The sequence below is a fragment of the Actinoplanes sp. TBRC 11911 genome, assembly GCF_012933445.1.
Taxonomy (GTDB): Bacteria; Actinomycetota; Actinomycetes; order Mycobacteriales; family Micromonosporaceae; genus Actinoplanes.
Genome location: NZ_JABBNC010000011.1, coordinates 157388 through 181369, shown reverse-complemented (window position 1 = coordinate 181369; position 23982 = coordinate 157388). Strand labels below are relative to the sequence as shown.

The 23982-nt window shown below is 71.6% G+C and carries 20 protein-coding genes; 9 read left to right on the top strand and 11 right to left on the bottom strand.

Going from position 1 to position 23982, the window contains the following annotated elements:
• Position 1: 1 nt before the first annotated feature.
• The 3 genes from HH310_RS17965 to HH310_RS17955 form a co-directional block, all read right to left on the bottom strand.
• The gene (locus HH310_RS17965; protein WP_169176712.1) at positions 2-979 is read right to left on the bottom strand and encodes a carbohydrate kinase family protein; all 978 of its coding nucleotides are present in this window, start codon (positions 977-979) and stop codon (positions 2-4) included.
• A gap of 110 nt (positions 980-1089) precedes the next feature.
• On the bottom strand, positions 1090-1449 hold the full coding sequence (gene erpA / locus HH310_RS17960) for an iron-sulfur cluster insertion protein ErpA (protein WP_169176711.1): 360 nt from the start codon (positions 1447-1449) through the stop codon (positions 1090-1092).
• A 91-nt stretch (positions 1450-1540) separates the two neighbouring features.
• Complete coding sequence (locus HH310_RS17955; protein ID WP_169176710.1) at positions 1541-2647, bottom strand: glycerate kinase; 1107 nt, start codon at positions 2645-2647, stop codon at positions 1541-1543.
• Positions 2648-2715: 68 nt separating this feature from the next.
• Here HH310_RS17955 and nadA point away from each other — a divergent pair, with 68 nt between their 5' ends.
• From nadA to HH310_RS17940, 3 genes are all read left to right on the top strand, one after another.
• Complete coding sequence (nadA, locus tag HH310_RS17950; RefSeq protein ID WP_169176709.1) at positions 2716-3885, top strand: quinolinate synthase NadA; 1170 nt, start codon at positions 2716-2718, stop codon at positions 3883-3885.
• A 186-nt stretch (positions 3886-4071) separates the two neighbouring features.
• Positions 4072-5427 carry a UDP-N-acetylglucosamine 1-carboxyvinyltransferase gene (gene murA, locus HH310_RS17945; protein ID WP_169176708.1) on the top strand — a complete coding sequence of 452 codons (1356 nt, stop codon included), beginning with the start codon at positions 4072-4074 and terminating at the stop codon, positions 5425-5427.
• 72 nt (positions 5428-5499) lie between these two features.
• On the top strand, positions 5500-6126 hold the full coding sequence (locus tag HH310_RS17940) for a DUF3043 domain-containing protein (RefSeq protein WP_169176707.1): 627 nt from the start codon (positions 5500-5502) through the stop codon (positions 6124-6126).
• Positions 6127-6174: 48 nt separating this feature from the next.
• On the opposite strand, the gene HH310_RS17935 is transcribed toward HH310_RS17940, so the two are convergent.
• Both HH310_RS17935 and HH310_RS17930 read right to left on the bottom strand, forming a co-directional pair.
• Positions 6175-6483 carry an AzlD domain-containing protein gene (locus HH310_RS17935; protein WP_169176775.1) on the bottom strand — a complete coding sequence of 103 codons (309 nt, stop codon included), beginning with the start codon at positions 6481-6483 and terminating at the stop codon, positions 6175-6177.
• Positions 6483-7193, bottom strand: coding sequence for an AzlC family ABC transporter permease (locus HH310_RS17930; protein WP_169176706.1), 711 nt, complete (start codon positions 7191-7193; stop codon positions 6483-6485). Before HH310_RS17930 ends, HH310_RS17935 begins: the two co-directional genes overlap by 1 nt.
• 66 nt (positions 7194-7259) lie before the next feature.
• Here HH310_RS17930 and HH310_RS17925 point away from each other — a divergent pair, with 66 nt between their 5' ends.
• The gene (locus HH310_RS17925) at positions 7260-7814 is read left to right on the top strand and encodes a helix-turn-helix domain-containing protein (RefSeq protein ID WP_169176705.1); all 555 of its coding nucleotides are present in this window, start codon (positions 7260-7262) and stop codon (positions 7812-7814) included.
• Here HH310_RS17925 and HH310_RS17920 read toward each other — a convergent pair.
• Genes HH310_RS17920 through HH310_RS17910 form a run of 3 tightly spaced genes read right to left on the bottom strand, consistent with a single transcriptional unit; the run spans position 7798 to position 10404 of the window.
• On the bottom strand, positions 7798-8763 hold the full coding sequence (locus tag HH310_RS17920) for an ATP-binding cassette domain-containing protein (RefSeq protein WP_169176704.1): 966 nt from the start codon (positions 8761-8763) through the stop codon (positions 7798-7800). The two genes, HH310_RS17925 and HH310_RS17920, sit on opposite strands and share 17 nt — an antisense overlap.
• A complete protein-coding gene (locus HH310_RS17915; RefSeq protein WP_169176703.1) occupies positions 8760-9560 on the bottom strand; it encodes an ABC transporter permease in 801 nt (266 codons plus the stop codon). Before HH310_RS17915 ends, HH310_RS17920 begins: the two co-directional genes overlap by 4 nt.
• Entirely contained in the window at positions 9553-10404 is an 852-nt protein-coding gene (locus HH310_RS17910) for an ABC transporter permease (protein WP_396027526.1), read from the bottom strand. The genes HH310_RS17915 and HH310_RS17910 overlap by 8 nt, the downstream gene beginning before the upstream one ends.
• Before the next feature lie 154 nt (positions 10405-10558).
• On the opposite strand from HH310_RS17910, the gene HH310_RS17905 reads away from it, so the two are divergent.
• On the top strand, positions 10559-15772 hold the full coding sequence (locus HH310_RS17905; protein WP_169176701.1) for a WG repeat-containing protein: 5214 nt from the start codon (positions 10559-10561) through the stop codon (positions 15770-15772).
• 24 nt (positions 15773-15796) lie between these two features.
• Positions 15797-16792 (top strand): aldo/keto reductase family protein, encoded by a 996-nt coding sequence (locus HH310_RS17900; protein WP_169176700.1) that lies wholly within the window; start codon positions 15797-15799, stop codon positions 16790-16792.
• Positions 16793-16821: 29 nt separating this feature from the next.
• Here HH310_RS17900 and HH310_RS17895 read toward each other — a convergent pair whose 3' ends face one another.
• The gene (locus HH310_RS17895; protein WP_169176699.1) at positions 16822-17664 is read right to left on the bottom strand and encodes a site-2 protease family protein; all 843 of its coding nucleotides are present in this window, start codon (positions 17662-17664) and stop codon (positions 16822-16824) included.
• 1 nt (position 17665) lies between these two features.
• Entirely contained in the window at positions 17666-17863 is a 198-nt protein-coding gene (locus HH310_RS17890) for a hypothetical protein (protein WP_169176698.1), read from the bottom strand.
• An 81-nt stretch (positions 17864-17944) separates the two neighbouring features.
• Between HH310_RS17890 and cobU the strand changes: the two genes are divergently transcribed.
• Entirely contained in the window at positions 17945-19765 is a 1821-nt protein-coding gene (gene cobU, locus HH310_RS17885; protein ID WP_169176697.1) for a bifunctional adenosylcobinamide kinase/adenosylcobinamide-phosphate guanylyltransferase, read from the top strand.
• Positions 19762-20505 (top strand): adenosylcobinamide-GDP ribazoletransferase, encoded by a 744-nt coding sequence (locus tag HH310_RS17880; protein ID WP_169176696.1) that lies wholly within the window; start codon positions 19762-19764, stop codon positions 20503-20505. Before cobU ends, HH310_RS17880 begins: the two co-directional genes overlap by 4 nt.
• 715 nt (positions 20506-21220) lie before the next feature.
• Here HH310_RS17880 and gcvT read toward each other — a convergent pair.
• The gene (gene gcvT / locus HH310_RS17875) at positions 21221-22327 is read right to left on the bottom strand and encodes a glycine cleavage system aminomethyltransferase GcvT (protein ID WP_169176695.1); all 1107 of its coding nucleotides are present in this window, start codon (positions 22325-22327) and stop codon (positions 21221-21223) included.
• A gap of 113 nt (positions 22328-22440) precedes the next feature.
• Between gcvT and HH310_RS17870 the strand changes: the two genes are divergently transcribed.
• Complete coding sequence (locus HH310_RS17870; protein ID WP_169176694.1) at positions 22441-23982, top strand: leucyl aminopeptidase; 1542 nt, start codon at positions 22441-22443, stop codon at positions 23980-23982.

Genomic DNA, 23982 nt, shown 5'->3' with positions numbered 1-23982 from the left:
CTCAGGCGGGCAGGAACGGTGTGATCTCGGCGGCGGCGTCATCCCCGTACGCCGCGGCGAAGCGCTTGACGAGGTCCTCGGTGCGCACCTCGTACTCCTGGGGGCCGACCGTCTCCAGGACCAGCGCGGCGACCAGCGAGCCGACCTGCGCCGCCCGCTGAAGGCCGACGCCCCACGAGATGGCGGTGAAGAAACCCGCCCGGAAGCCGTCGCCGACACCGGTCGGGTCGGCCGGGATGACGTTCGGCACGACCGGCACGTGGATGCGCTCGATGTCGCGGCCGGTGATCTCCACGCCGTCCTTGCCGAGCGTGGTCACCCGCACCTTGACCTGCTCGAGCACCTGCTCGCCGGTGAGCCCGGCCTTGGTCTCCAGCAGCGACCGCTCGTACTCGTTGGTGAGCAGGTACTCCGCGCCGCTGATCAGGGTCAGCACGTCGCTGCCGTCCATCCGGGCGAGCTGCTGCGACGGGTCGGCGGCGAACTTGTATCCGCGGGCCCGGGATTCCTCCGAGTGCCGGATCATGGCGGCCGGGTCGTTCGCGCTGATCAGCACCAGGTCGAGGCCGCCGGCGCGGGCGTCGACCGGGGCCAGCTCGATGTTGCGGGCCTCGGACATGGCGCCCGCGTAGAACGAGGCGATCTGGTTGAGATCGTCATCGGTGGTGCAGACGAAGCGCGCGGTGTGCGCGACCTCGCTGATGTGCACCGAGTCGCAGTCCACGCCGTGCCGCTCGAGCCACGACCGGTAGTCGGCGAAGTCGGCGCCGACCGCGCCCACCAGGATCGGGCGCAGACCCAGCTTGCCCATGCCGTACGCGATGTTCGGCGCGACGCCCCCACGCCGGACGACCAGGTCGTCGACGAGGAAGGACAGCGACACCTTGTGCAGCTGGTCAGCGATGAACTGGTCGGCGAACCGGCCCGGGAAGTGCATCAGGTGATCGGTCGCGATCGAGCCGGTGACGGCGATCTTCATTTCGGCCCTCGATGTTTGGGGAACGTGGCATTGCGCGCCCAGCCTAACGGCACGCCAATGACAACAGGCCGCCCCCGAAAGGGGACGGCCTGGATGCGGTCAGGTGACGATCAGTGGAACGAGTCGCCACAGGCGCAGGAGGACTGCGCGTTGGGGTTGTCGATCGTGAAGCCCTGGGCGTCGATGCGGTCCGCGAAGTCGATCGTCGCACCGGTCAGGTACGGCGCGGACATGCGGTCCACGACCACGCCGACGCCGCCGAAGTCGTTGACGACGTCGCCGTCGAGCGAGCGCTCGTCGAAGAAGAGCTGGTAGCGCAGGCCGGAGCAGCCGCCGGGCTGAACGGCGATACGCAGGCGCAGGTCGTCGCGCCCCTCTTGTTCGATCAGCGCCTTGACCTTCACCGCTGCGACGTCGGTCAGAACAACGCCGGACGCCGTGCTCGTTTCGGTGTGCGTTTCAGTGGTCACTGCGTATCTCCCTGCCAGGTGCGAACGGTCTTCTGCCGTACAAGCAAACGCTAACCCTATTTCCCAAGATTCCCAATCTCGGTGGCTTAGTTCACCGGCTCCACAGCCGGGCGATTCGCCCAGCAAGATCACGTAGTCCCTCGGCCGGGCGCTCCAGCGCCGCCTCGGTGGACCCGAAGTGGTCCGTCAGCGAGTACGTCTCGGTGACCCCGGCGCTGGCCGCCTCACGGTAGCCGGTCTCGTTGCGCCCGCACAGCACGATGCAGGGCAGTCCCCGGTCCCGGGCGCTGCCGGCGATCCCGGCCACCACCTTGCCGCGCAGCGACTGCTGGTCGAAGGAACCCTCCCCGGTGATCACCAGATCCGCCGCGTCCAGCTCCTTCTCCAGGCCGATCTGGGTGGTGACCAGGCCGATCCCGGAGACCACCCGGCCGCCGAGGGCGATCAGCGCGGCGCCGATCCCGCCGGCCGCGCCGCCGCCCGGCTGCCGCTGCAGGTCGCTCACCCCGAACGCCGTCTCCAGCACGCCGGCGAAGACCTCCAGCGCGGCGTCCAGCCGGAAGACGTCCTCCTCGCCGGCGCCCTTCTGCGGGCCGTAGACCTTGCTCGCCCCGTACAGGCCGGTCAGTGGGTTGTCCACGTCGGTGGCGGCGACCAGGCTGACCTCCCGCAGCCGGGGTGCGCCGGACAGCGCGACGGCCGAGTTCAGGTAGGAGCCGCCGTACGGCAACGCGTAGCCGGCGGCGTCCACCGGAGCCGCGCCGAGGGCGGCGAGCATGCCGGCGCCGCCGTCGTTGACCGCCGACCCACCGAGCCCGATCACCACTTCGGCCGCGCCCGCCTCGACCGCCGCGGTCACCAGCAGCCCCAGCCCGTACGAGGTGGTGACGTTGGGGTCCCGTTCGTCCGGTTTCAGCAGGTGCAGACCGCAGGCCTGGGCGCTTTCCACGTACGCCGTGTGCCCCGCCAGCAGCACCTCGCCGGTGACCGGGCGGCCCAGCGGATCGACGGTCGGCACCGGGATCCGGCGACCGTCGAGCGCCTCGGCCAGGACCTCGACGAAGCCGGGACCGCCGTCGGACAGCGGCCGGCGGATCAGGTCGTCGCCGGTTCCCGACCACCCGGCGACGACCGCCTCGGCGACCTCGGGGGCGGAAAGCGTTCCGGCGAACTTGTCCGGACAGATCAGTACGCGCACGAACAGAGTGTGGCAGGCCACTGTCCGCGTAATCGATCGCCTTCGCGCGCTGTGCGAATATGACGAACGTGACCTCGACCTGGATCGAACCCGCCGACTCGGCCACCGCTCTGCTGCTGCTCGGGCGGGGTAGCGACCCCGACTCGGAGCGTGGCGTCGACTGCCCGGGCGACCTGCCCGCGCCGAGCGACCCCGACCTGGTGGCGCGCGCCGCCGCGGCCAAGAAGGCGCTGGGTGACCGGGTCTTCGTGCTGGGCCACCACTACCAGCGCGACGAGGTCATCCAGTTCGCCGACGTCACCGGCGACTCGTTCAGGCTGGCCCAGCAGGCGGCCGCGCGGCCGGACGCCGAGTTCATCGTCTTCTGCGGCGTGCACTTCATGGCCGAGAGCGCGGACATCCTCACCACCCCGGGGCAGAAGGTCGTGCTGCCCGACCTCGCGGCCGGCTGTTCGATGGCCGACATGGCGGTGCTCGGCCAGGTGCAGACCGCCTGGGAGCACTTCGAGGACCTGGGCATCGCCGGCGACGTCGTCCCGGTGACGTACATGAACTCGTCGGCCGACATCAAGGGCTTCGTCGGCCGCCAGAAGGGCGTGGTGTGCACGTCGTCGAACGCGAAACGCGCGCTGGAGTGGTCGTTCGAGCAGGGTTCGAAGGTGTTCTTCCTGCCCGACCAGCACCTGGGCCGCAACACCGCGGTGCTCGAGATGGGCTTCGACCTGGACGACTGCGTGCTCTACGACCCGCACAAGCCGAACGGCGGGCTCACCGACCAGCAGCTGCGCGACGCCCGGATGATTCTCTGGCGGGGCCACTGCTCGGTGCACGGCCGTTTCACGATCGACAGCGTGAACGAGGTGCGCGAGCGGGTGCCCGGCGTGAACGTGCTGGTCCACCCCGAGTGCAAGCACGAGGTGGTCACCGCGGCCGATTACGTCGGATCGACCGAATACATCATCCGCAAACTGGACGAGGCGCCGGCGGGCTCGGCGTGGGCGGTCGGCACCGAGCTCAATCTCGTACGCCGTCTCGCGCTCGCCCACCCGGACAAGCAGATCAGCTTCCTCGACCGGACGGTCTGCTACTGCTCCACGATGAACCGGATCGACCTGCCGCATCTGGTGTGGGCGCTCGAGGAACTGGTCGCCGGCCGGGTGCCGAACCAGATCACAGTGGACGCCGAAACCGCTTCCTACGCCCGCTCCGCGCTCGACCAGATGCTTCTCCTGCCGTAACGCAGGGTAGGCGGCGAGATTCGCACTGCAGGGGTATTCCTTACCGTTGTCTTAATCATCAGCATTTAAGTCCGGGATGTTCGGTGTGATCGCTCGCGCGGTTGTCACGCAACGCTATGCTTCCCCGGTTGCAGAACGGGTTCCGAAAGATCTTGGGCGAGTACGCCCACCGGCTGGAGGTTTACGTTGACCGACGATGTCCTGGTCGTGCACGGCGGTACGCCGCTGCAGGGTCAGATCCGGGTCCGTGGCGCCAAGAACCTCGTCTCCAAGGCGATGGTCGCCGCCCTTCTGGGCGAGTCTCCGAGCACCCTGTACGACGTACCGCGCATTCGCGACGTCGAGGTCGTCCGCGGCCTGCTCGAGCTTCATGGCGTCAAGGTGTCCGACGGCGCGGACGACGGCGAACTGGTGATGGACCCCACGAACGTGGAGAGCGCCAGCACCGACGAGATCAACGTGCACGCCGGGTCGAGCCGGATCCCGATCCTGTTCTGCGGCCCGCTGCTGCACCGGCTGGGCCGCGCGTTCATCCCGGACCTCGGCGGCTGCCACATCGGCCCGCGCCCGATCGACTTCCACATCCAGGCGCTGCGGGAGTTCGGCGCCATCGTCGACAAGGCGCCCGAGGGTATGCACCTGAGCGCGCCGAACGGGCTGCACGGCGCCAAGCTTGAGCTCCCCTACCCCAGCGTCGGTGCCACCGAGCAGGTGCTGCTCACCGCGGTCCGCGCCGAGGGCGTGACCGAGCTGCGCAACGCGGCCATCGAGCCGGAGATCGTCGACCTGATCTGCGTGCTGCAGAAGATGGGCGCGATCATCACGGTGCACACCGACCGGGTCATCGAGATCCAGGGCGTGCCGAAGCTGCACGGCTACCAGCACAAGCCGATCCCGGACCGGATCGAGGCGGCGTCCTGGGCGGCCGCGGCGCTGGCCACCAAGGGCGAGATCGAGGTCCTCGGCGCGCGGCAGGCCGACATGATGACCTTCCTGAACGTGTTCCGCTCGATCGGCGGCGAATGCGAGATCACCGACGACCGGGTGTCCCGGCCGGGCGTGACCGGCATCGAGGGCGGCATCAAGTTCTGGCACCCGGGCGGCGACCTGCAGCCGGTCGCGCTGGAGACCGACGTGCACCCCGGCTTCATGACCGACTGGCAGCAGCCGCTGGTCGTCGCGCTGACCCAGGCCCGCGGCCTGTCGATCATGCACGAGACGGTGTACGAGCAGCGCCTGGGCTACACCGACGCGCTGAACCAGATGGGCGCCACCATCCAGGTCTACCGCGACTGCCTGGGCGGCACGCCGTGCCGGTTCGGCCGCCGCAACTTCAAGCACTCCGCGGTGATCGCCGGCCCCTCCAAGCTGCACGCGGCCGACCTGGTGATCCCCGACCTGCGGGCCGGATTCGCGCACCTGATCGCGGCGCTGGCGGCCGAGGGCACCTCGCGGGTCTACGGCGTCAACCTGATCAACCGCGGTTACGAGGACTTCGACGGCAAGCTGGCGGCGCTGGGCGCGCACGTCGAGCGCCTCTAGTTTTTCTTCCGCTTTCATCACTATCAGCGGCGCGGTGTGAAACACACCGCGCCGCTTGGCTACTCTCCTAGCGTGCCCTCGCTCTTTCGCCGCAGACAAGCAGACGTCGTCACCTCCGAGGAACCGGAGGAGGTGCCGGACGACGCCGCGTCGCGCCCGAAGAGCTACACACCCAGCAAGAAGGAGCTCGGTCAGGCCACCCCGAAACGGGTGAGCAGTGGCCGCCGGCCACCTTCCGCGGCGGCCCCGGCGGACCGCAAAGAGCAGACCAAGCAGATGCGCGAGCGGCAGCGCCAGGAGCGCGCCGAGGCCACCGCCGGCATGCGGGCCGGCGACGAGCGCTTCCTGCTGGCCCGCGACCGCGGCCCGGAGCGGCGCCTGGTCCGCAACCTGGTGGACAGCCGCCGCACGGTCGGCACGTGGTTCTTCGGCGGCGCGCTGATCGTGCTGATCGGCAGCACCGTGAAGATCTCCGAGATCCAGCTGATCAGCAACATCCTCTGGCTGGTGCTGGCGCTCGGCGTGGTCGGTGACGCCGTCTTCATCGCGCGCAAGGTGAAGCGCAGCGTGAAGGAGAAATTCCCGAAGACGGATCAGCGGATGGGTTCGCTGCAGCTCTACGGCGTGATGCGCTCGCTGACGTTCCGCCGCATGCGGGTGCCGAAGCCTCAGGTGAATCTCGGCGACAAGGTCCTCTGACGGCCCGGGGGCCTGGCCGGCGTGGGGTTCGAACGCCGGCCAGGCGTCTCAGGGCACCCCCGCCAGGCGCAGCAGCGCCGCCGTCGCCGCGGCGGCCACCACGACCACCACGAACGGGGCACGCCGCCAGGCGAGCAGGCCGCCGACGAGCACGCCCGCCGGGCGGGCGACGCCCGCCAGTCCGGTGCCGGCCATCAGCGTCGCGGTGGCGGCCAGGGCCGCCAGCAAGGCGGCCGCGGCCATCGGGAGCAGCCGCTGCAGACTCGCGGAGAGCTCCAGGCGGTCGCGCAGGACCACCCCGCCGAGCCGCATCGTGTAGGTGCCGACGGCGAGCGTGAGGATCGCGGCGACCACCATCATCGTCCCTCCGGCCGGCCGCCGGGGCGGAACGGTCCCTCCCGCCGCTTGCCGGGACGGAACAGCACGACCAGGCCGAGCAGTGCGCTCATCACCGGCAGGCCGGCCGGCAGCACCGGGGTCAGCAGCACCGCGACGGCCGCGCCGGTCAGCGCGACCGCCCGGGTCCGGCCGTCCCGCAGCGACGGCATGATCAGGGCGATCAGGCCGGCCGGGAACGCCGCGTCCAGCCCGAGCGTGTCCGGGTCGCCGGTCGCGCCGCCCAGCAGCACACCCAGCGCGGTGCCCAGGTTCCACGAGGTGAACAGCGTGACGCCGATCAGCCAGTACGTCCGCCGGCGGCGCGCCGGGTCGTCCTCGGCCAGCGTGAACGCGACGACCTCGTCGGTCATCAGGTGGCTGCCGACGATCCGGTCGCGCCAGCGGGGCCCGACCGTGCCCGCGACGGCCAGCCCGAACGGCAGGTGCCGCGCGTTGAGCAGCAGGCCGGCCAGCACGGCGGCGACCGGGTTGCCGGCCGCGAGCAGGCCGACGGCGAGGAACTGCGCGCCCCCGGCGAACACCGCCGTCGACATCAGGAACGGCACCCAGGCAGGCATCCCGTACGCGACGGCGATCGCCCCGAACGACGCACCGATGGCGATCATGGCGGCCGCGATGGCCACCGCGTCGCGCACCAATCCCGGCGGCGTTCGCTGTATCGTACGCATGGATTGAAATACTGAACGAGACCGCCATCGTTCGTCAAATCGAACGCTAAGACCGACGGAGCGAACATGCAACAGCCGGCACCCCCGCTCGCGACCATCGCCGCGGCCCTGCGCCGCGAGCGGGAACGCGTCGGCGTCTCGATCGCCGAGCTGGCCCGGCGCGCCGGCGTGGCCAAGTCGACGCTGTCGCAACTGGAGACCGGCAGCGGCAATCCGAGCGTGGAGACGTTATGGGCGCTGGCGGTGGCGCTCGAGGTGCCGTTCAGCCGGCTGATCGAGGAGCCGCCCGCCCAGGTCCGGGTGGTGCGCGCCGGCGAGGGCCAGCGGCTGCAGTCGGATCAGGCCGACTTCGTGGCGAAGCTGCTGGCCGCGGGGTCGCCGCACGTGCGCCGCGACATCTACGTCATGGAGCTGGAACCGGGCAAGTCACGCGCCGCCGCCGCGCACATCCCGGGCAGCGTCGAGCACGTGGTGGTCGGCGCGGGCCGCATCCTGACCGGCCCGGCCGGCGAGATCGTCGAGCTGGGCCCCGGCGACTACGTGACCTTCCCCGGCGACGTGCCGCACCACTACGAGGCGCTGGAGGACTCCTGGGCGGTCCTGGTCATGGAGCACCGCTGACCGACGCGGTGTACAGACGCGCCACCACGTCTTCGATGTCCGGCTCGACCAGCGACAGGTCGCGGATCGGTGCGGCGTTCACCAGGCTCGCGACCACCGCGCCGGCCGGGACGTCGTCGAGCACGAAGGTGACCCGGTGCCGATCCGCCTCGACCGCGGCGACGGTCGCGCCCGGCACCTCGAAGCCGTCCGGCAGCGGCGCGTCCAGATCGGCGATCAGGCGGCGCCGCGACCCGTACCGGGAATGCAGTTGCTCGATCGTCCCGTCGTGCACCACCCGGCCGTGGTCGATCACCACGAGCCGCCGGCAGAGCCGCTCGATGTCGGCCAGGTCGTGCGTGGTCAGCACCAGGGTGACGTCGCCGGACCGGCCCAGCTCGCCCAGGAACGACCGGACCGCCTGCTTGCTGACCACGTCCAGGCCGATCGTCGGCTCGTCCAGGAACAGCACCCGCGGGCCGTGCAGCAGCGCCGCGGTCAGCTCGCCGCGCATCCGCTGGCCCAGCGACAGCTGCCGCACCGGGGTGTCCAGGAAGGCGTCCAGGTCGAGCAGCTCGCGGCAGCGCCGTAACCGGGCCGCGTGATCGGCGGCGGGCACCCGGTAGATGTGCCGGAGCAGCCGGAACGACTCGGCCAGCGGCAGGTCCCACCAGAGCTGCGAGCGCTGCCCGAACACCACCCCGATGGACAACGCCAGCCTGGTCCGCTGCGGCACCGGCGCCAGCCCGCACACCGACACCTCGCCACCGGACGGGCTGAGCACCCCGGTCAGCATCTTCAGCGTGGTCGACTTGCCGGCGCCGTTCGGCCCGATGTAGCCGACCATCTCGCCGGTTCCGATGTCGAGCGACACCCCGTCCACGGCGGACACCGTGCGCTTGACCCGACGCAGTCGTCCGGCCTTGACGCGTACCGAGAAATCTTTGCGCAGTTCTTTCATCTGGATCATGAACCGGTGCTCCGATAGTGACGGACGCCGACGCGCCACACGACCGCGGCGATCCCCGCGGCGAGCAGCGCCACCAGCGGCGACGAATAGCCCGCCCAGCCCGGCAGGCCCAGCGGATCCGGACGGCCGAGCAGCGCCAGCCCCGGCTGATAAGCCACGAAACCGAACCCCAGCCCGTACGCGAAAAGGCCGCGGAACCAGCCGGAATAGACCGTGATCGGGTACGAGGTGAAGTCGCGCCCGCCGTAGGTGAAACCGTTGCCGATCTCGCCGGACTCGACCCACCAGAACGAAAGTGTCGCGCTGATCACGAAAATCGCCCCGAAGTACACCCCGGCCGCGATCGGCGCGACGACCATGAGCAGCACCCGCGCCGGCGTCCAGTCGACGTCGTTGAGCGCGATCGCGACCCCGATCACGCTCGTGCCGAAGACCAGGCGCAACGCCTTACGCAGCGGAAAATCCATCAAGACTAATTGCGGCAGTACGCCCAGGGGCCGCACCAGAACCGCATCGAGCATTCCGGTACGCACGTAGAGCTTGATCCGCTCGACGCTGCCGACGGCGAGGTCGCCGAGCACGAACCCGGACGCCGCGATCCCGGTCATCATCAGCGCCTCGGCCAGCGTGAACCCGCCCACTTCGACGGCCGCGCCGAACAGCACGACCACGGTGACCACGTCGAGCGCGGTGGCGCCCGCGCTGCTGAACAGTTCGACCACGAAGGACGCCCGGTAGCTGGTCACCGACCGGAACTGGCCGCCCAGCAGCGCCGCATAGGCCCGCAAGTCACCCACCCTGCAGCACCAGCTTCCGCTCGGCGCGGTGCTGCACCAGCCGGGCCAGTGCGAGCATGATCACGGCCCAGACGGCCTGCAGCGCGACCAGGCCCGCCTGCAGCGCCGGCGAGTCCCGCTCGGCCGCCACGTCCAGCGGCGTCTGCAGCAGGCCGGGCAACGGTGTGCCCAGCCACAGCACGGCGACGGCCCAGTCCGGGAACAGGCGCAACGGGAAGTACAGGCCGGTCAGCACGCCGGAGCCGAGTGTCCACAGCATGATCGGGCCGCGCGCGTCCTGCAGCCAGTACGCGGTGGCGTTGACCAGGAACCGGCAGGCGAAACTGCCGATCACCGCGAGGATTACGGAAAGCGCGAAAAGCGGCACGGTCTGCCAGCGAGCCGGGACGGCCAGCGGAAAGAAGATCAGGCCGACGATCACCGGCGGGATGAACCGGGCCAGCATGCCGTGCGTCGCACGACCCAGATCGGCGGCCAGGTACGCGGTCACCGGAGGCACCGGACGTAACAGGTCGGCCGCGATGTCACCGGTCCGGATCCGGTCCGACAGGTCGGTCCAGCCCCAGATTCCGACCACGTTCAGTAACCCCTGGCCCACCCAGACGTACGTGGCGAGCTGTGTCGGATCGTATCCGGCGGCCATTCCCCCGGCGGCGCCCCCGGCCACCGCCAACAGGACGTAGCAGCGGAGAAAGCCGAAGACTATGTTGGTGAACATTCCGGCGACGGTGGCCTGACGATAGGTCGCGTATCGGCGGAAACCCGACCAGACCAGCGCACGGAAAGTGGTGACGGAGGCCCGGCTCGGACGATTCGGAGAGACCACGAGCACGCTGGCGCCGATCCCGTCCACGCCGTTAATCTCCTTTCCAACCCCGCAGTCGAGCCGGGCGACTCTACCCGGGTCTCCGGACGGCCACCGCACAATTTCCAACCGATGAAGTGGAAGCAGCCGTGACGGAGCGTCGCCAACCACCGGGCCTCGCCGTGAGTGCCCGATGACCGGTTGGAGCTCCCGCGCGGGCGATGACTGGGGCGACGAGCCCGCCTGGGTCTACGAGATCACGTGGGAGTGGGAGCCGGTGCCCGGCCAGCGGTACCCGGGCGACCCGGGCCGCCGCAAGGCCGTGCACACCCCCGTCTACGAGGCGAACCGCGACGACCGCGGCGTCGGCCGGGCCTCGGTCGGTCCGTCGCCGACCCCGCCGCCGGCGTGGTCCTCTTCGGAGGATCAGGCGCCGCGGCGCTTCCCGCACCGCCCGGTCCAGCACGAGGACCCGCCCTCGTACGACCCGCGGCAGCCGAATGTGAACCGCCCGGGCGGCCGCTCGGCCGCGGTGCCGCCGCCACGCGACGAACCGTCGTGGAACCGTCCGGCCGCGATGCAGGACCGGGTGCCGGGTGAGGAGCGTCGTCCGCAGTCACCGGCCGGGCGGGCGCGTCCGGAGCAGCGCCGGGGTGCTTCGCCGGGGTATGGCGAGCAGGGGTCTTCGCAGCAGTTCGAGGGCCGGCCGCGGGGCGAGCAGGCTTTCGAAGGGCGGCGGCAGGAGCAGGCTTCGCCCCAGCGGTTCGAGGGCCGGCCGGCTGCCGCACGCCAGGAACAGGGCGCGCCGCAGCAGTTCGAAAGTCGGTCGGCCGCGCCCGCGCCGCAGCAGTTCGAAGGCCGCCCGGCCGCGCCCGCGCCGCAGCAGTTCGAAGGCCGCCCGGCCGCGCCCGCGCCGCAGCAGTTCGAAGGCCGGACGGCTCCGCGGCCGGCGGGCGCGCCGCCGGCGTTCCCGGCTGGTGGCCGGGCCGCGGCGCAAGGACAACCGGCCGGTAATCGTGCCGCCGCGCAAGGACAACCCGCCGCTAACCGCGCCGCCACGCAAGGGCAAGAGGCCCGCACGCCGGTCGCGCCCACGTCGCCGGAGACCGGGCGGCCCGGGGTTTACGGCGCTTCGCGCCCGCCCGCGGCCGGTTATTACGGACGCCGGCCGGAGTCGGCGGACGCCGCCGGGGTCTACGGCAGTGCACGCCCCGCTCCGGCGGACGCGTTCCCGGCGCGGCCCGCTCCCGCTGACGCCTTCTCGGCGCGGCCCGCTCCCGCTGACGCCTTCTCGGCGCGGCCGGCTCCGGCCGATGCCTTCCCGGCGCGACCCGCTCCCGCCGAGGCTTTCCCGGCGCGGCCGGAGGCCCGGCCCACTCCGGGCCAGCGCACGGACGCGCCGTTCGACCTGCGGCCGATGCCGCCGGACCGGGGCACGCCCGCGACGGCCCGGCCCGCACCGCAGCCGACGCGTATCACCCCGCCGCGGCCGGACGCGCCGCTCTTCCCGGCGACACCCGGCCACCACGAGCAGGTGGAGCTGCCGATCGTTCCGCCGCAGCCGTCGGCCGCCGCCAGTGCGCCGCCCGCCCCGGTGTCGCCGTCCGAGCAGGCATACGCACCGCGGCCCGTGTCCACTCCGGCCGCCGAGCCTAGGCCCGTCTCGGGTCCCACGCCCGGGCAGTGGCCCGCCGACGCCGGCTATGGGGCGCGGCCCGTGTCGTCGCCCGCGGCCGAGCCCGTCTATGGCTCGCACCCGACGTCCGGTCCTGCCGCCTTCGCGCCGCAGCAGGTGTCTCCGCCGACCTACGGCCCGCAGCCGGTGTCCGGCTATGGACAACCGGCCGCGCAGGAGCCCGGCTATTCGTCGCAGCCGGTCTCGGGCACCGCCGTGCCCCCGGAGTACCCGCCGCGGCCCGTCTCGGCTGCCGGCCAGCCCTCCGCCTACAGCGCGCAGCCCGTCTCGGCGCCCGGCCAGTCCGAGCACATCACGGGGCCGGTCTCGGCTCCCACCGAGTCGCCCGAATACTCGGCGCAGCCCGTCTCGGCGCCCGGACAGCCGTCGCCCTACAACCCGGAGCCGGACTCCGCGCCCGGCCAGCCTTCCGCCTACGGCGCGCAGCCCGTCTCAGCGCCCAGCCAGCCTTCCGAATACACCGCGCAGCCCGTCTCCGCGCCCAGCCAGCCTTCCGAATACACCGCGCAGCCCGTCTCAGCACCCGGCCAGCCTTCCGAATACACCGCGCAGCCCGTCTCCGCGCTCAGCCAGCCTTTCGCCTATGGCGCGGATCCCTCGTCCATGCCGCCTCCGCCGGCCGACTACCCGCCGCGCCCGGTTTCCGCGGCGCAGGAGGTCGCGTCGCCGCATCCAATTTCCGGTCCGGCGCATCCGGTGTCCAGGCCCACCCGTCCGGTTTCCGGGCCCGCGCCGGCGGACGTGGCTCCGGCGACCGGCTGGGGTGGTGGGTTCGAGGCGATCGAACCGGTGACCGCGCCGCCGTTCGCTACGCCGGCCGGCGATGCCGAGGCCGAGGTCTTCGATCCGTCGGTGGGGCCGGTCGCGGCGTCCACCGTGGAGTCCCCGGCCACGGCGGAGCCGGTGGCGATCGAGCCGGATCCCGCTGCTCCCACCGCGGAAGGCGGTCGCGGGTGGACTCCGCCGGTCTGGGAGCAGGCACCCCCGCCGGAACCGGAACCCGCCGACGACGAACCGCACGGCCTCGGGTGGCTGCTGTCGCAGAGCGGCTTCGCGGGGTCGACGCCGGCTCTCACGGAAAACGATACGGCCGCCGAGCCGGAGCCGGCCGCCGAGGAGGCCCGCCCGGTCAGCGCGCTGCCGGAGACGCCGGTCAGCGCGGTGCCGGAGAAGCAGGACTGGTTCGCGCCGGTCAGCGGCATCCCCGCGGACGCTCCCGAGGGCACCGAGCCCGACGTTCTGCCGGAGGCCGAGGTCCGGACCGAGCCGGAGTCCGCCGCCCACGGCCGGCACGAGTCATTCGATACGGGCGAGGCGGAAGGACAGCCCGACACCGACGCTCGGCCCGAGACGGACCATGTCCAGGCAGAGCCCGAATACATCGAGGCCGCGCCGCAGCAGGCCCCGGATCAGCCCGAATACGTCCAGGCCTACGTCGAATACGCCGAGCCCGAGATCGCGCCGGAGCCGACGATCGACAGCCAGTCCGCGGAGAGCAACGAGCTGCTCTCGGACGGCGCCGGCCATTCGTGGGACGACGAAGAAGCCCCGAACGCCGACGTGGCCTGGGCGGATGTCGAGCTGCCCGCCGAAGACGTCGCGCCCGATGAGGGCGAGCCCGAGCCGGTAGCGGCGGAGACCGTCGACGTGATCGAGGACGGCGTCGAGCCGCTCGATGATGAGATCATCGACGCGGTTGTCATCGATGCACCAGCCGACATGGACGCCGCGGCGGACATCGGCACTGCAGCGGACATCGACACCGCGATCGAGGCGCCGCCGCGTCTGCCGGAGCTGGCCGCCGAGCCCGAGCCGGACGAGCAGCAGCCGATGCCCGAACCGGCACCAGAGCCGCAATTCGCCGAGATCGACCCGGAGCCCGCCGCCGCCGAAACGGAAACAGCCGAGCCCGAGATCGCGCATGAGCCCGATTCGGCCCACGACGAGCCCGAGATCGCCGATCACGAGCCGGACCTCGCGCTGGGCGCTCCAGAGCCGGCCGACGAGCCGCAAGCCACGACCGAACCCCAAGCCGCCGCCGAGCCGCAAGCCGCCGCCGAGCCGGAAGCCGCCGCCATGGAGGCGACCACCGACCCGGAGACACCCGACGAGCCGGACGAGGTCGCCGAGGCACAGGCAGCCGCCGGAGATCAGCCGGAGCCCGAGCCGCAACTCGAGGCCGCCGCCGAGATCCACCCGGAGCCCGAGCCCGATCCGCAACCTGAGCCCGACGCTCAACTCGCACCCCACGCCGACCCGGAACCGGAAGCCCAGCCCGACCCGGAAGCCCACCCCGAGCCGGACACCGAACCCGAACCGGAAGCCGCCGCACCCGAACCCACGGCACCCCAACCAACGGCACCGCAACCCGCCGCCCCCATCCGGCAGCAGCGTGACCAGCGCACCCCCGCGCCGACCCGCCGCGCCGACCCGGAACAGGTCCTGAGCACGTACCCCTGGGTCTTTGATCCGGAGACCTTGCGTGAGCGGATCGACGACCCCGACCAGATGTGGGTGGTCATCGACCGCCTGACCGACAAGCTGGAGTACGCCGAGCGCGACGCCGTCCGCGCCCGCCTGCTGAGCCTGCGGGCCGTCGCGCAACGCCTGGTCGACGACCTGGACCCGGCGCTCGCCGACGCCCGCAAGGCGCTGGAACACGCCAGGCACGCCGGCGAGCCCGCGCTGCTCGCCATCACCCGGGCCCGGCTCGCGCACGTGCTGCATTGGCGCGGCGAGTACGCCGAGGCGGACCGCCGCTACGCCGAGGCCGCCTCCCCGGAGCTGCCCGCGCGGCTGCGTGCCGAGATCCACGAGCTGGCCGGTCGGTCCGCTTTCGAGCAGGGCCGGTACCTGGAGGCGGTCAACCACTTCGAAAGCGCGCTGGACCTGCGTCGCGGCGCCGATCCGGAACTGGTGGAGCGGATCGAGCTCGCCCTGGACACGATCACCCGGCACACTTCGGACGGCTGGGGCCCCTACCCGCGTACGAGGGAAGAGATCCTCGGACACACCGACGCGGCTCGCCCGTTGCGGGACGACCGGAGCGGCCTGTGGGGTTATGTCGGCGCCGTGCCACCCCGCTTCGCCCAGGCTCAGCCGTTCGCCGAAAGCCTTGCCTGGGTACGCCGCCCCGACTCCCCCGCCTGGGAACTGATCGACGAAGCGGGTTCGGTGGTGATCGACGCGTCCGCCGGTTATCGCGCCGCCGGACCGTTCGCGGAGGGCCTGGCCTGGGTCTCGCGTGATCAGGAGGGCGGCTGGTACGCGATCGACCGGCAGAACCGGGTCATCGTGCCGGGCGGTTTCGACGCGGCCAAACCGTTCCACAACGGGCTCGCGCTGATCCTGCGCGGCGGCTGGGGCGCGGTCGACCAGCACGGCCGGATCGTGGTGCCGCCACGCTACCGGGCGTTCGCGACGGCGACCGTGGACGGCGGCCCGATGGACGGCTTCACCGACGACGGGCTCGCGGTGGTCGACGCCGGGGAGCGGTTCGGGGTCATCGATCGGCAGGGTCAGCTGGTCGTGCCGCCCGCGCACGCCGCCGTGCTGATCCACCCGGCGGCGTTCCTGATCGCGGACAAGTTCGGCCTGTGGGGCGCGCTGGACCGGTCCGGCGCCACGCTGGTCGAGATGAAGTATTCGGAACGCACCGACGTAATCGACGAAATCGACAAACTCGTGACGGACACCCGTCCGGTCCTCTGAGGGCGGTCGGTAGGGTCTTGGTCCATGGAGCACCGTCACTTGGGCCGATCTGGCCTGGTCATCAGCGAGATCGCGTACGGAAACTGGATCACCCACGGGTCCCAGATCGAGGAGGAGCAGGCCACCGCGTGTGTCCGGGCCGCCCTCGACGTGGGTATCACGACGTTCGACACCGCCGACGTGTACGCCGGCGGCCGTGCCGAGGCGGTGATGGGCCGGGCGCTCAAGGGCGAGCGCCGCGCCGGCCTGGAGATCTTCACGAAGGTTTACTGGCCGACCGGGCCGGGCCGCAACGACCGGGGCCTGTCCCGCAAGCACATCATGGAGTCGATCGACACTTCCTTAGGCCGGTTACAAACCGACTACGTCGATGTCTACCAGGCCCACCGGTTCGACTACACGACGCCGCTCGAGGAGACGATGCAGGCGTTCGCCGACGTCGTCCGGCAGGGCAAGGCGCTCTACATCGGTGTCTCCGAGTGGACGGCGTCGCAGATCCGGGCCGGGTGGGAGCTCGCGCAGGATCTGAAGATCTCGCTGGTGTCGAACCAGCCGCAATACTCCGCGTTATGGCGCGTCATCGAGGCCGAGGTGGTGCCCGCGTCGCTCGAGATGGGCCTGGGCCAGGTGGTGTTCTCGCCGCTCGCGCAGGGTGTGCTGACCGGTAAGTACGAGTCCGGGCAGAAGCCGCCGGCCGGTTCCCGGGCCACCGACGAGCAAGGCGGCGCGCAGACCATCCGCGGCTGGATGAGCGACGAGACGCTGGACGCGGTGGCCAAGCTGTGGCCGCTGGCCAAGGAGGCCGGGCTGTCGATGGCTCAGCTGTCGCTGGCCTGGGTGCTGCAGAACGAGGGCGTGTCGGCCGCGATCATCGGCGCGACCCGCCCCGAGCAGGTGCGGGACAACGCCGACGCGGCCGGCAAGAAGCTCGACGCCGACCTGATGCGCGCGATCGACGAGGCGCTCGACCCGGTGGCCGAGCGCGACCCGGCGAAGACGGTCAGCCCCCGCCGGCCGTAATCAGCAATACTCTGCTTCTGGTCCGTCCGTCAGCTGAAAACTCGGTCGGACCAGAAGCGCATCAGTTCCAAGCCCGCGGCGATCGGCAGCTGGTCGATGCCGATGCGCTCGGCCAGCCAGTAGACGACATCGAAGAACCAGTCACCCAGCCGCGTCTGCCACAGGGCCAGGAACAGCAGGATGAAGCCGTACGGGGCGAATAAGTTCCAGGCGCGCTGGTATTGCGGGCTCATCCACGGCGCGTAGATGTTGCCGCCGTCCAGGCCCGGGATCGGCAGGAAGTTCAGCACGGCCGCGGTGATCTGCAGGAATGCCAGCGCCGCCAGCGCGCTCCAGAAGTACCCGTGCGCGGCGGCGTTGACCGCCACGCCACCGAAGCCGTTGCTGAGGATCAGGTCGTCCGGCACCACGCCGATCAGGAACGGGATCGCGAGCACCACCGCGAGGACCACGTTGGTGAGCGGGCCGGCCGCGCTGATGAACGACTCGCGCAGCTTGCTGCGGATCCGCGACCGGTCGATCCAGACCGCGCCACCGGGCAGCCCGATGCCGCCGAGGATCACCACGACCACCGGCAACACGATCGACAGCAGCGGGCTCGTGTACTTGAGCGGGTTGAGCCGCAGGTAGCCCTTGTCCGCCACGCTGCGGTCGCCGGAGAAGAACCCGGTGATCGCATGGGCGTACTCGTGCAGGCACAGCGACAGCAGCCAGCCCGCGATGATGAACAGGAAGATATCGACCTTGACATTGCCGAACGTCGTCCAGGTCATCCAGCCGGTCACCACGAAGATGGCGAAAATCCCGACGAAGACCGGGCTGGGGACGAAGGCGTTGCGCGGCGTCCGGGTGTAAACAGGTTCGTAGGTCACGTCACTCCGCCGGGAGAAGACTCATCGGGTACTCCACCCGATCGTCCTCGACCAGGACGACGGTCGCCACCCCGGACTCGGCGAGCTGCCGCCACTCCTGGCCGATCCAGGACTCGGCGTCGGCCTGGCTGCTGAACGTCTCGGCCGGACCGGCAACCGGTCGCCCGTCGGCGTTCTCGTACCGCCAACTCCACGGCATTCGCCGCCCCCTCACGTCTTCGGTCGGTGCGCTTCCACCCTACGGCGTCCGCGACTTCGCTCCGGCCTTAAGGTACGGGGCATGTCCGATGATCGGTGGTCCACGGTCCTGGTGCTCGGCGGGATCCGGTCCGGTAAGTCCGCGTTCGCCGAGTCGCTCGTAACGGATGCCCCTTCGGTGCGGTATGTGGCTACCGCGGTGGGCGGTGAGGACGATCCGGAATGGCGTGCCCGGATCGAGGAACATCAACGACGCCGGCCGCAGTCCTGGTCGACCGAGGAGACGGGTGCTGACCCCTCCCGGCTCGTCGAGGTACTGACCGAGGCCAAACCGGACGACACGCTGTTAGTGGACGATCTGGGCGGTTGGGTGACGGCCCTTCTCGACCCGGCCCGCCAGCCGAACGACGATGCCGCCGATGTGGTCGCTCTTGCCGCAGCCGTACGCGCGTGCCCCGCGCGCGTGGTGCTCGTCAGCCCGGAGGTCGGGTTGTCGCTGGTGCCCGCGACACCGGTGGGGCGCGCGTTCGCGGATGCGCTGGGCAGCACCAACCAGGCGTTGGCGGACGCGTGTGACCGGGTTGCGCTGGTGGTCGCGGGGCGCGCGGTGTGGCTCAAGGGTGGTCTTTCCGCCGCGGCCGCCCCGGCAGACCCGCAACTTGATGTGACGACGCCGCCACCCCCGTTCCCCGACGCCGAACCGCAGCTCGTCACCCCGCAAGCCACCGAATCGCTAGCCGCGCCCGCGGCGCCGAGCGTGCTCACCGAGCCGACCATGGTCCTGCCGGCGGTCGGCGACGGCGCGGTCGTGTTCCAGCCCGGCATGGACCTCCCACTGCCCGACTCCGACTCCGGACCGGACACCCGCGACCGCCTCGCCAGCGTCGACTTCGCCGGCGCCGGGCTGGGCTCGCTGGTCGAGGCCGTGGTGTTCGCGGCCGGCACCCAGTTCACCACCGTTCCGGCGCCGTGGGCCGCGGTCCGCGTCCTGCTGCTGTCCGGCATCCACGCGGGCGGTGCGGCGGCCGGCGACGACCGGGTCGACGCCGAGCGCCGGCTCGTCCAGGTCGAGAACGGCGAGGGCGTCCTGAGCCAGCTCGCCGGCCAGGCCGGGGCGGACGTCGCCGTGCTGCGGACCGGCGAGGCCGCCGCCATGGAGGACGGCCCGGTCATGGACGACACCGCGGTCGAGACCGCACTGTGGCAGGGCTGGCGGCTGGCCGAGACGGCCGCGGACGCCGGCAAGGACCTGCTGGTGCTGGCCTCGATCGGCGTCGGCACGGACGCGGTGGCGGCGGCGGTGACCGCGGCGACCAGCGGCGCCGAGCCGGTCGCGGTGCTGCCCCGGGTGCTGCAGCCCGGCGGCGTGTTCGACGACAACGCCTGGATGCGGCGGGCGGCCGCGGTCCGCGACGCGCTGCACCGGATCCGGCAGGAGCCGCGCGGCGCCAAGGACATCTTGCGTGAGCTCGGCGGCCCGGACCTCGCGGTGGCCACCGGCGTGCTGCTCGGCGCCGCGTCCCGGCGGGTCCCGGTGCTGGTGGACGGCCCGGTCGGCGTCGCCGCCGGGCTGATCGCGCGTGATCTGGCCAGCCAGACCCGGCACTGGACGCTGCTGCCGGACGCTGGTCGTCTCGCGCTGACCCGGCAGGGTGCCGACGTGCTGGGCCTGGAACCGGTTCTGGACCTCGGTCTCGGCCTGGGCGAGGGCGCGAACGCGCTGGCCGCGCTGCCGCTGCTGCGTACGGCGATCCGGCTGGCCGCGACGGTGCCGGTGCACCCGTCGCTACTGACCGGGCACGGCGACGACGGGGCCACCGACCTGCTCGTGCCGAACGACGCCGACGTGGACCTCGCCGAGCCGGAGCCGCACGGCCCCGGCCCCGCCACGACGGACGAGTGACGACGCTCGGCGCGGGTCTGCGGCTCGCGGTCACCACGCTGACCGTGCTGCCGATCCGCGGCGGGCGGATCGACCGGCGGACGGCCGCGGTCGCGATGACCGCGGCCCCGGCGGTGGGCGCGCTGCTCGGGCTGCTGCTCGGCGGCATCGCCTGGGCGCTGCGGTCCGCGGACGCTCCGGCGCTGGTCACCGGCGGTGTCACCGTGGCCGCGGCCGCCCTGCTGACCCGAGGCATGCACCTGGACGGCCTAGCGGACACGGTGGACGCGCTCGGGTCGTACCGCCGGGGCGCCGCCGCCCTGGAGATCATGAAAAAGCCGGACATCGGCCCGTTCGGCGTGGCGGCGATCGCCGTCACGCTGCTGATCCAGGCCGCCGCGGTGGCCGGCCTGAGCGTCACGGCGGTGGTGGTGGCCTACGCGGCGGGCCGGCTGGCGATCACGCTGACTTCGCGCCGCGGTCTACCGGCGGCCCGGCCGGAGGGGCTGGGCGCGATGGTCGCCGAGACGGTGCCGGTGCCGGTCGCCGCGGCGGTCGCGATCCTCGTGGCGGTCGCCGCGGCGTTCGCGGTGCCGGGCCGCTGGTGGCAGGGCCCGGCCGCGGTGGCCGCCTCCGCACTCGTCGTGCTCGTGCTGACCGGGCACGCGGTACGCCGTTTCGGCGGCATCACGGGCGACGTGCTCGGCGCGATGACCGAGGTAGCGACGACGATCGCCCTGGCCGGGTTGAGCTTGCGCTAGGCGCGGAGCGTAGGCCGCCGATGCCGGGCAGGTGGGCGAACGCGGTGCCGAGCCGGCGTCGATCGGCCCAGTTCGTCCTGCAATGGGCAGCTCTGAACTCGGCCCCCCGGCTCGCCCGTTCCGAGCGCCCGCATGCACTCCGGATGAGCGTGGACAAGCCACCGGCGTGGTCGGAGCCCGACCGTCAGATCCGCTGCTACCCCATTTATCCAGATATAACGGTATTTGTCAGGGCCAACGGCGCGTCAATGCGCGAAGCGTTGCGTCCACATGTCGACGTCGTCTCATTATCCGGACGCGATCGGCCGCATTATGGACGTCCGTCCGAACAGGACGGTAATTCTGTCCGCATTCGTCGTATTTGCGCCAGCCCATGGCCGCTTGCTTTTGAGACCTTGGAGAGTTACGCCCACATACGAGCCATAACTCTCCAAGGTCGCGAAATCGCTGGCAAAATGTCCGGAATGGCGATTCGGAGAACGCCGCAAACCCAATGTAAAGGTAAATAGCGGCCAACCCCGGCATCAAGCCGTCCACAGCCCGAGCCGTCCACAGCCGCGAGCCGTCCACAGCCCCGAGTTGTCCACAGGCCCGCCACACGATCAAGCCGATTTCCGCCACAATGCCTGAGGGGGCTCCCCCAGGGAGGGTGGGGTCTGGTTGGCGGGGCGATCAAGGGGCGGTCGAAGGGCGGTTCCGGGGCGATCGGGTGCCGTCAGGCCCGGACGGATGGCTGCACGAACGGCGGCTTCACCACGCGCGCCTCGGCACGCCGCCCCCGGATGTCGATCTCGACCAGGTCGCCGTCGGACACCCCGGCCGCGGTGTCGAGCAGGGCCAGCGCGATGCCGACCTTCTTCGTCGGGGAGAACGTGCCGCTCGTGGTCTCGCCGATCTGCTGCCCACCGGCGTACACGTCCATGTGGCCGCGCGGGATTCCGCGGCCGGTCAGTTCCAGCCCGCGCAACGTCCGCCGGGGTCCTTCGGTCTTCTCCGTGATGAGCGCGTCCCGGCCCCAGAATTCGGGTTTCTTCCAGCCGACCGCCCAGCCGGAGCGGGCCTGCACCGGGGTGATCTCCGGCGACAGGTCCTGGCCGTGCAGCGGGTAGCCCATCTCGGTGCGCAGCGTGTCGCGGGCGCCGAGGCCGCAGGGGCGGACGCCGGCGGCGATCAGCGCGTCCCACACGGCGACCGCGTCGTCCCACGGCACCACCAGCTCGTAGCCGTGCTCGCCGGTGTATCCGGTGCGGCACACGATGAGTTCGGTGTCACCCAGCGTGGTCGTCGCGAACGACATGTAGTCGTGCTCGGTGGGCAGGCCGAGTTTGGCGAGCACCTCGGCGGACTGCGGGCCTTGGACGGCGAGCACGGCGTAGCGCTGGTGCTCGTTGGTCACCGTGACGCCGGCGGGGGCGGCCACGGTCAACCGGCGCACCACCTCGGCGGTGTTCGCGGCGTTCGGGATGAGGAAGACGTGGTCGTCGGCGATCAGGTACGCGATGAGGTCGTCCACCACGCCGCCGTCGTCGGCACAGCACAATGTGTACTGCGCCTGACCAGGGGCGATGCGGCCGAGGTCATTGGTGAGGCACGCGTTGACGAAGCCGGCGGCACCGGCGCCGCGGACCCGGGCCTTGCCCAGGTGCGACACGTCGAAGACGCCGGCCGCGTCCCGGACCGCGGAGTGCTCCTTGAGGACACCGCCACCGGCGTACTCCAAAGGCATTTCCCAGCCGCCGAAGGAGGCGAACTTGGCGCCCAGGGCGACGTGGCGCTCGTGCAGGGGGGAACGGGCGAGGGCATCGGCGGCGTCGGCAGACATGACTGCCAACTTACCCGTGACCTTGGGAGTCGTTATTGTCGCGGGGACACCTAACAATCCGATAAGCCGAAGTTGCCCAAGAGGCGCCCGGCCCGAAGTCCCGGAGTACTCGCGTGAGCCAGCCCAGCCTCAGCCTGGTCGACACCGACCCGGCCGAATTGGCGGTCGATGCCATCGTCATCGGCCTGCACAGCCAGCCCGACGACGGGGGCGCCCTGCTGCCCGCCGCCGGCGCCGAGAGCATCGCCGCCGCGTTCGACGGCAAGCTGACCTCGACGCTGGCGCTGCTCGGCGCGAGCGGCGCCCCGGGCGAGGTGACGAAGCTGGCCACGCTGGGCACCATCGCGGCGCCGTTAGTCGTCGCCGTCGGCCTGGGTAACGAGCCGACCGGCTCGGCGCCGAGCCTGGAGACGCTGCGCCGGGGTGCCGGTGCGGCGGTGCGGGCGCTGGCCGGCAGCGCGACGGTGGCGCTGGCGCTGCCGCTGCCGGACGACGCGGACGCGCCCGGGGTGCTGCGGGCGACGCTGGAGGGCGCGATGCTCGGCGGCTACCGCTTCGCGGGCTACAAGACGGTGCCGCAGCCGAACCGCCGCGAGCCGGTGACCGCGCTGCAGGTGCACGTGCCGGACGCTGCGGACGCGGCCGCTGTCGCCGAGGTGACCCGCGCCGAGGTCGTGGCGCGGGCGGTCCGGCAGACCCGGGACTGGATCAACATGCCGCCGAACCTGCTGCGCCCGCCGCAGTTCGCGGACGCCGTGGTCGCCGCCGCCGAGGGCAGCGGCCTGGAGGTGGAGGTGCTGGACTTCGACGAGCTCAAGGCCGGTGGCTACGGCGGCATCGTGGCGGTCGGCCAGGGTTCCGAGGAGCCGCCGCGGCTGGTCCGCCTGCGGTACGTGCCGGAGGGCGTCGCGGACCCGAAGCGGGTGGCGCTGGTGGGCAAGGGCATCACCTTCGACACCGGCGGCATCAGCATCAAGCCGAACGCGGGCATGTGGGAGATGAAGTCGGACATGTCCGGCGCGGCCGCCGTGGGTGCCGCCATGATCGCCATCGCCGCGCTCAAGCCCGCCGTCGCGGTGACCGGCTACCTGGCGATGGCCGAGAACATGCCGTCCGGCTCGGCTTACCGGCCGGGCGACGTGATCACGATGTTCAACGGCAAGCGGGTCGAGGTCTACAACACCGACGCCGAGGGCCGGATGGTGCTCGGCGACGCGATCGCGCGGGCCTGCGCGGACGGCACCGACTACGTGCTGGAGACCTCGACGCTCACCGGCGGCCAGGTCATCTCGCTGGGCAAGCGGACGGCCGGGCTGATGGGCTCGGACGCCGCTGTCGAGCTGATCAAGGCGGCCGGCGAGGCGACCGGCGAACCGGCCTGGCCGATGCCGCTGCCGGACGAGGTCCGCAAGGGCATGGAGTCGGACATCGCCGACATCTCGCAGACGAACTCCAACCTCGACCGCGCGGGCCACATGCTCCAGGGTGGTGTCTTCCTGCGCGAGTTCGTGGCGGACGGGGTCGAGTGGGCGCACATCGACATCGCGGGTCCGAGCTTCCACTCGGGCGAGGCGACCGGCTACTGGACGAAGGGCGGCACCGGCGTGCCGGTCCGCACGTTCCTGACCGCGATCGATCAGCTCGCGGCGTCCTGA